Below are 8,800 nucleotides of genomic sequence, written 5' to 3' on the forward strand. Positions count from 1 at the left end.
GCCCGAGTCCCGGGTCAGCCAGCCCCGCTCCACGAGCGCCTCGGCCTCGGACGCCAGGCTCGCCCGTGAGGCGGCCCGGCACGACCTCACGCGCGAGCAGTTCTACTTCGTGCTGCCCGACCGGTTCGCCAACGGCGACGCCTCCAACGACCGGGGCGGGCTGACCGGTTCACGCCTCGATCACGGCCACGACCCCACCGACAAGGGGTTCTACCAGGGCGGTGACCTCAAGGGCCTCACCCAGAAGCTCGACTACATCAAGGACCTCGGCACCACCGCCATCTGGCTGGCGCCGATCTTCAAGAACCGGCCCGTGCAGGGCACCGGCAAGGACGCCTCGGCCGGCTACCACGGTTACTGGATCATCGACTTCACCCAGGTCGACCCGCACTTCGGCACCAACGCCGACCTGGAGCGGCTGATCGACAAGGCCCATGCCAAGGGCATGAAGGTCTTCTTCGACGTCATCACCAACCACACCGCCGACACCGTCGACCACGCCGAGAAGGCCTACGGCTACAAGCCGAAGGGCGCCTTCCCCTACCTCGACAGGAACGGCCGCCCCTTCGACGACCGCGACGGTGTCAAGAAGGTCGACCAGGACTCCTTCCCGTACACCCCGGTGCAGACCCCGGGCATCGGGAAGAAGGTTCCCTCCTGGCTCAACGACCCCACCATGTACCACAACCGGGGCGACTCGACGTGGGCCGGCGAGTCCAACGAGTACGGCGACTTCTCCGGGCTCGACGACCTGTGGACCGAACGTCCCGAGGTCGTGAAGGGCATGGAGAGGATCTACCAGAAGTGGGTCCGCGACTTCGACATCGACGGCTTCCGCATCGACACCGTCAAACACGTCGACCTGGACTTCTGGACCCAGTGGGCCACCACGCTGGACGCGTACGCCGCGAAGCGCGGCCGGGACGACTTCTTCATGTTCGGCGAGGTCTACTCCGCCGACACCGAGGTCACCTCCCCGTACGTCACCCGGGGCCGCCTGGACTCCACGCTGGACTTCCCGTTCCAGGACGCCGCCCGGCAGTTCGCCTCCCAGGGCGCACCCGCCGACCGGCTCGCCTCGGTGTACGGCAACGACTACCGCTACACGACCGACAAGGCCAACGCCTACGAGCAGGTCACCTTCCTCGGCAACCACGACATGGGCCGCATCGGGACCTTCCTGAAGCAGGACAACCCGAAGGCCGGTGACGCGGAGCTGCTGAAGCGCGCCCGGCTCGCCAACGAGCTGATGTTCCTCGGCCGGGGCAACCCGGTGATCTACTACGGCGACGAGCAGGGCTTCACCGGTGCGGGCGGCGACAAGGACTCCCGCCAGACCCTCTTCGCCTCGAAGACCGCCGACTACCTCGACGACGACCAGCTCGGCACCGACCGCACCCACGCCGCGGACGCGTACGACACGAAGCACCCCGTCTACCGCTCCATCGCCGCGCTCTCGAAGCTCACCAAGAAACACCCGGCGCTGCGCGACGGCACCCAGATCGAGCGGCTCGCGCAGGGCTCGGTGTACGCCACCTCGCGCATCGAGACCAAGCGGCCCCACGAATACCTGGTCGCCTCCAACAACGGCACCAGCCCGAGGAAGGTCCAGCTCGCCACTGAGTCGGCCCGCATGAACTTCCGCACGATCTACGGCGGTTCCGGCTCCGTCCGCAGCGGCAAGGACAAGAAGGTCACCGTCACCGTGCCCGCCCTCTCCAGCATCGCGCTGAAGGCGGACCGGCCCGCGGGCGCTCCCGCCGCCAAGCCCGGGGTCTCGCTGAAGGCCCCGGCCGCCGGCGCCACCGGCACCGTCGAGATCTCCGCCGACGTGACCGGCGGACAGCTCAACCGGGTCGTCTTCGCCGCGCAGACGGGCAACGGGAAGTGGAAGACCCTCGGCACCGCCGACCACGCCCCGTACAAGGTCACCCAGCACCTCGACGGGACGGTGAAGGCGGGCACCCCGCTGCGCTACAAGGCCGTCGTCGTCGACCGGACCGGCCGCACCTCCGGCGCTCTCGCCTCGACCACCGCCGGGCAGGCCCCGCCGCCCGGGAAGCCCGTCGCCGTCGAGCGCGACCGGGCCGTCGTCCATTACAGGCGCGCGGACGGCGACTACGCGGGCTGGCAGCTGAAGTCCGGTGGGAAGACCGCCGAGTTCATCGGCCGGGACGCGTACGGCGCGTTCGCCTGGACCGACCTGGAGGAGGGCGCCGGCTCACTCCCGTACACCGTCGAGAAGAACGGCACGGCCGACGGCCCGGAGCGGACCATCGACCTCGGCGTGACCGGTCAGGTCTGGATCGAGCAGGGCAAGGACGAACAGACGGCCGAAGCTCCCGAGGCCCCGCCGCAGGACACCGCCAAGGCCGTCCTCAACTACCACCGCCCGGACGGGAACTACGACGGCTGGGGGCTGCACACCTGGGCCGGGGCCAAGGAGCCCACCGACTGGTCGAAGCCGCTGATGCCCGTGAAGAAGGACGCCTACGGAGTCACCTTCGAGGTGCCGCTCGTCGACGGCGCCACCACGCTCAGCTACATCCTGCACAAGGGCGACGAGAAGGACCTCCCCAGCGACCAGTCCCTCGACCTCGCCACCTACGGCCACGAGGTCTGGATGCTCGGCGGCAAACCCGGCTACCTGCTCCCGCAGACCGGTGGTGGCGCGGCCCCCGACCTCGGAAAGGCCGAGGCGCAGTGGATCGACGCGGACACCGTCGTCTGGAAGGTCAAGGCCACCGACGCCACCAGCCAGCAGCTCGTGTACGCGAAGAAGGGCGGCATCTCCGTCGTCGACGGGGCGCTCTCCGACGAGGGGCGGTGGCTGCGGCTCTCGCAGGCCGCGCTCAGTGACGCGCAGAAGGCCAAGTACCCGCACCTGAAGGACTATCCGGCGTTCACCGTCGACACCCGCGACCGGGACCGGGTCCGTGAGTCCCTGCGCGGCCAGCTCATCGCCACCCAGCGTGCCGCCAACGGCGCTCTGCTCGCCGCCACCGGCGTACAGACCGCGGGCATCCTGGACGACCTGTACGGGAAGAAGGCGGCCTCCGCCGAACTCGGCCCGGTCTTCCGCAAGTCGAGGCCCACGCTCTCCGTGTGGGCGCCCACCGCCCGGACCGTCTCGCTCGAACTCGACGGCCGTAGGTACCCGATGAAGCGCGACGACCGCACCGGCGTCTGGTCGGCCACCGGGAAGAAGAGCTGGCGGGGCAAGCCCTACCGGTACGCCGTGACCGTCTGGGCGCCCACCGTCCAGAAGCTGGTCACCAACAAGGTCACCGACCCCTACTCCACCGCCCTGACCGCCGACTCCGCCCGCAGCCTCGTCGTCGACCTCACCGACCCGAAGCTCGCGCCGCGGGGCTGGTCCGGCCTGAAGAAGCCCGCCGCCACCCCGCTGCGGGACGCGCAGATCCAGGAGCTGCACGTTCGCGACTTCTCGGTGACGGACCGCACGGCGAAGCACCCCGGGGAATACCTCGCCTTCACCGACACCCGCTCGGCCGGCATGAAGCACCTCAGGAAGCTCGCCGGCTCCGGCACCAGCTACGTCCACCTGCTGCCCGTCTTCGACATCGGGACCGTCCCGGAGAAGAAGCGCGACCAGGCGAAGCCCGACTGCGACCTGTCCGTCCACGCCCCCGACTCCGAGGAACAGCAGGCCTGCGTGGGCAAGGCCGCCGCCAAGGACGCGTTCAACTGGGGCTACGACCCGCTGCACTACACCGTCCCCGAGGGCTCCTACGCCTCCGACCCGGACGGCACGCGGCGCACGGTCGAGTTCCGGCAGATGGTGCAGGGCCTCAACCAGGCCGGTCTGCGCACGGTCATGGACGTCGTCTACAACCACACCGTCGCCTCCGGACAGGACGACAAGTCGGTCCTCGACAGAATCGTGCCCGGCTACTACCAGCGGCTCCTGGAGGACGGCACCGTCGCCACCTCCACCTGCTGCGCCAACACCGCGCCCGAGAACACCATGATGGGCAAGCTCGTCGTCGACTCGATCGTCACCTGGGCGAAGGAGTACAAGGTCGACGGCTTCCGCTTCGACCTGATGGGCCACCACCCCAAGGCCAACATCCTCGCCGTCCGAGAGGCCCTGGACGGCCTCACGCCTGCCGAGGACGGCGTCGACGGCAAGAAGATCGTCCTGTACGGGGAGGGCTGGAACTTCGGCGAGATCGCGGACGACGCCCGCTTCGTCCAGGCCACCCAGAAGAACATGGCCGGTACCGGCATCGCCACCTTCTCCGACCGGGCCCGCGACGCCGTGCGCGGCGGCGGCCCCTTTGACGAGGACCCCGGCGTCCAGGGCTTCGCCACCGGCCTCTACACCGACCCCAACTCCTCCCCGGCCAACGGCACCCGCGCCGAGCAGAAGGCCCGGCTGCTGCACTACCAGGACCTGATCAAGGTCGGCCTCACCGGCAACCTCGCCGACTACACCTTCACCGACACCTCCGGGCGCACGGTCAAGGGCTCCGACGTCGACTACAACGGGGCGCCCGCCGGATACGCGGCCGTACCCGGCGACGCGCTCGCCTACTCCGACGCCCACGACAACGAGGCCCTCTTCGACGCCCTCGCCTTCAAGCTCCCGGCCTCCACCACGGCCGCCGAACGGGCCAGGGCCCAGGTGGTGGCGATGGGCGCATCCGTCCTCTCCCAGGGGCCCTCGCTCTCCCAGGCGGGCACCGACCTGCTGCGCTCCAAGTCCCTGGACCGCAACTCCTACGACAGCGGCGACTGGTTCAACGCCCTGCACTGGGACTGCCGCGACGGCAACGGCTTCGGCCGGGGCCTCCCGCCCGCCGCCGACAACCAGGACAAGTGGGCGTACGCGAAGCCGCTCCTGGCCGCCACCGGCACCATCGCGCCGAAGTGCGCGCAGATCGACGGGGCCTCGGCCGCCTACCGTGACCTGCTCACCATCCGCAGCACCGAGAAGGAGTTCTCCCTGAGCACCGCGGACCAGGTGCAGTCCGCCCTGTCCTTCCCGCTCTCCGGCGCGGCCGAGACCCCCGGGGTGATCACCATGCGCCTGGGCAGGCTCCTCGTCGTCCTCAACGCCGCGCCGACCACCGCCGAGCAGCGGCTCGCCGCACCGGCCGGCAAGACGTACGCGCTGCATCCCGTCCAAGCCAAGGGTGCGGATCCTACGGTCAAACGAGCCAGGTACGACAGGAAATCAGCCACTTTCACCGTCCCGGGACGCACGGTGGCCGTCTTCACGCTGCGCTGACCCCGGGCGGCACTACGGTGACGGCAGACGTCGGCAACGGAGCCGCGACAGCCGTCCTGGTCCACCGGGCCGGTCCCGTTCTCCCTTCCGGGGGAGGCGGGGCCGGCCCGGTGTGCGCGGCAGGAGGAGCCCCGCCCGGGGCGGTCGGCCCGCCGGCGCCCCCTGCCCCAGCGCGCGGACGGTGATGATGACCACGGTGGGATACCTTCCCGAGGAGACGAGCAGCTTCTTCGGGAGGCGGGCCGAACTAACCCGGCTGCACACCGCGTTGACCACCCGGCGGATGACCACCCTGATCGGCCCCGGCGGTGTCGGCAAGACCAGGCTCGCGCTCCGGGCCGCCCGCGCCGCCGCCGGCGGCTACGCGGACGGTGCCTGGTGGGCCGACCTCTCCCCGCTCTACGACGACGGGCTGCTGCTCCCCACCGTCTCGGACGCGGTCGGACTCGCCGACCACACCCTGCGGATGCCCGTCGAGGCGCTCTGCGAATGGCTCGGCGACAAACACCTCCTGCTGGTCCTCGACTCCGCCGAACACCTCCGCGGCCCCTGCTCCCATCTGCTGGCCGAGATCCTGACCACCTCGACGGGCCTGACCGTCCTGGTCACCAGCAGGCAGCCGCTCGGCACCCACGGCGAGTACGTCGTCGAGGTGCCGCCGCTCCCGGTCGACGGCGCGCCCGACGCCCTCCAGCTCTTCGCCGACCGGTTGCGCGCGGCCGCCCCCGGGGCCGGACTCGACGCCCCCGGCGACGAGGCGGCCGCCGCCGAGATCTGCCGCCGTCTCGAAGGCATCCCGCTCGCCCTCGAACTGGCGGCCGCGGGCATCGGCCGGCACAGCGTGGCCCAGCTCGCCGCCCGGATCGGCAGCCGATTCGACGCCCGGAGCGCCGGCTTCCGCGCGCCCGGCCGGAGCGGCGGCCTCGCCCTCGCCCCCGGCTTCGGCGCACCGGGGGCGGACGGAGCCGACGAGGATCCGGGCACGGCCCGCCTCGATCTCCTCACCGACACGTCGGTGTGGCCCCGCCGCCACCGCACCCTGCGCACCGCCATCGGCTGGTCCCACGAGCTGTGCACCCCGCTCGAACGCCTCCTGTGGGCCCGCCTCACCCCGCTGCGGAGCGACTTCGACGCGGAGGTCGCCCGCGAGGTCTGCACCGGGGGGCCGCTCACCGCCGACGAGGTGGACCGGGCGCTCCAGGGCCTCGTGGCCCAGTCCGTCGTCCAGCGCGACGGCGACCGCTACCGGATGCTCGACACCCTGCGCGAGTACGGCCGGATGTGGCTCACCGAGCTGGGCGAGGCCCGCGCCGCCGCCGACCGGCACGCCGCAAGCTTCCTCGGCCTGGCCCGCCGCGCCCACGACGGCTGGACCGGACCGGACCAGGTGTCCTGGTACCACAAGGTGTCCGACACCCATCTGGACCTGTGCGTCGCCCTGGAGCACCTGCTCGTCCACGACGTAGGCGGCGCCCAGGAGATGGCGGGCCGCGTCGGTTTCTTCTGGGCCTGCTGCGGCCATCTCTCCGAGGCCCGGAACTACGCCCAGCGCGCCCTGGACGCGGGCCCCGTCGACGGTCCCCACCGGACCAGGCTGCACTGGGTCCTCGGCGTCTCGGCCCTGCTCCAGAGCGATTTCGCGACCGCCGAGAAGTACGGCGCGCTCTGCACGGCCACCGCCCTGTACGACGGGGACGACGAGGGCATGCTCGGCGCGGTCTATCTGTCCGGCCTCACCCGGCTGATGACCGGGGAACCCGCAGCGGCCCTGGAAGCGGCCGGGCGCGTCCTGCGGATGGCCGACAGCGTCCCGGTGGACTCCGCCCATCGGCTGCGCTGCCGCCTCGTCACCGTCTTCGCGCTCACCGCGCTCGGCCGGTTCACCGAGTCCGAGGAGGCGGCCACCGCGCTGCGCCGGGCCTGCGAACGCGGCGGCGAATACTGGACCCGCTCCTACGCGGACTACCAGCTCGCCCTGATCGCCCTGCTCCAGGGCCGCCCGGCGGCCTCCGCCGCCCACGCCCGGTCGATGCTCGCGGGCAAGCACCGGCTCCGCGACAGCTTCGGTATCGCGCTGGGCCTGGACGTCCTGGCCGCCGCCATCGCAGCCCAGGGCGCGGGCGCGCAGGCCGCCCGGGTCTACGGCACCGGGCACGCGTACTGGCGCATGGTCGGCCACCCCCAGCGGGGCACGCCCGAGCTGGGTCCGGTCCGCGAGACCTGCGAGCTCCAGGCGCGGGCGGCCGTCGGCGACGAGGCCTACCAGCGCGCCTTCGAGCGCGGCCAGTCGGACAACGCGGAGGTCGGTCTGGCCGCCGCGCTGCGCACCGGGCTCCAGCTCTGACCCGTGGGGAATCCGCCGTCGACCGGGGGGTGCCCCTATCTGTTTCGTCAACCCTGGTGGGGTCGGCTTGTAGGGGACGTTCCCGGCGGATCGGGTGCCTGATGGGCAGCCCGGTGGCCGGCAGCGCCGGGGTGGCCGTGCCGGTGTGCGGGCGTGATGGGGCCTGGAGGGTAGGGGCGGCGGAGATTTCAGGCGGCGAGGTCGACGTCGTCGGGGGTGCGTGGTTCGTAGAGGGCTCCGGTGCGGATCATCGCGTGGATGACGTTCACACGTTGGCGGGCCAGGCGGAGGATGGCCTGGGTGTGGGTCTTGCCGCGTGCGCGCTGGCGGTCGTAGTAGGTCCGGGAGGACGGGTCGGACTTGCAGCCGATCGCGGCGAACGCGGCTTGGAACAGGGCGCGTTTGAGGAGGCGGTTGCCGCGGTGGGGTGCGTGCTCGCCGCGGATGGAGGTGCCCGAGGACTTGGTGGCGGGGGCGAGTCCGGCGCAGGAGGCGAGGTGTCCGGCGGTGGGGAAGGCGGTGCCGTCACCGATCGCGACGATCACGGCCGCGGTGGTCCTGACGCCCAGGCCGGGCATGGACGTCAGGAGGTGGAAAAGAGGGAGGGCCTCCAGCAGGGCGGCGATCTCCTGCTCGGCCTGACGCCGCTGGGTGTGGGCGGCGGCGAGCTGGGCGGCCAGGCCCGGCACGATCAGCGCGCTGGCCTCGGTGCCGGGAACGACAAGGGTCTGCTCGGCGAGGGCGTCGAAGATCTCGGTGGCGAGGTGGTGGGCCTTGCGCGAGCCGTGCGCCTTGAGCAGGACCTCGCAGCGGCCTCGGCCCAGCTTCTTCAGCCTGGCCGGGGAGCCGTGCCGTTCAAGGAGGGCCAGGATGTAGGGGTAGCCCAGGCGTGGGCCGACCACCCTTTCGAGAGTGGGGTGGATCTGGGAGAGCAGGCCGCGCAGCCGGTTGGTGGTGCGGTTGACCTCGCCGGCCAGGTCGTTGTCGTAGCCGGTGAGCATGGTCAGCTCGGCCAGCGCCTCGTCGTCGCGGTCCACCGCGCGCAAGGTGTGGGGCATGGTCCGGGCGGTGTCGGCGATGACGAAGGCGTCACGGGCGTCGGTCTTGGCCTCGCCGGGGTAGAGGTCGGCGGCCCGGCGCATCGACAGTCCCGGCAGGTAGGCGACCCGGCAGCCGGTGGCGCGGGCCACGGTCAGCGGCAG

The 8,800-nt window shown here is 71.7% G+C and carries 2 protein-coding genes and 1 pseudogene; 2 read left to right on the forward strand and 1 reads right to left on the reverse strand.

The features are described 5' to 3' along the window. Positions 1-5,254 (forward strand): annotated as a pseudogene (gene pulA / locus B9S58_RS28445) (pullulanase-type alpha-1,6-glucosidase); the annotation flags it as partial. Positions 5,255-5,438: 184 nt separating this feature from the next. Beyond that, positions 5,439-7,598, forward strand: a complete 2,160-nt coding sequence (locus B9S58_RS28450) for a regulator (RefSeq protein WP_103534852.1) — start codon at positions 5,439-5,441, stop codon at positions 7,596-7,598. A 188-nt stretch (positions 7,599-7,786) separates the two neighbouring features. Here B9S58_RS28450 and B9S58_RS28455 read toward each other — a convergent pair. Then, positions 7,787-8,800 (reverse strand): IS110 family transposase (locus B9S58_RS28455; RefSeq protein WP_103532759.1); only part of this gene is annotated, 1,014 nt, incomplete at its 5' end.

It is taken from the genome of Streptomyces sp. SM11, from assembly GCF_002910905.1.
Taxonomy (GTDB): Bacteria; Actinomycetota; Actinomycetes; order Streptomycetales; family Streptomycetaceae; genus Streptomyces.

What these genes read in the sequence shown, in the direction of transcription:
- B9S58_RS28450 (WP_103534852.1), top strand. Translation starts at nt 5,439, where the DNA reads ATGATGACCACGGTGGGATACCTTCCCGAGGAGACGAGCAGCTTCTTC.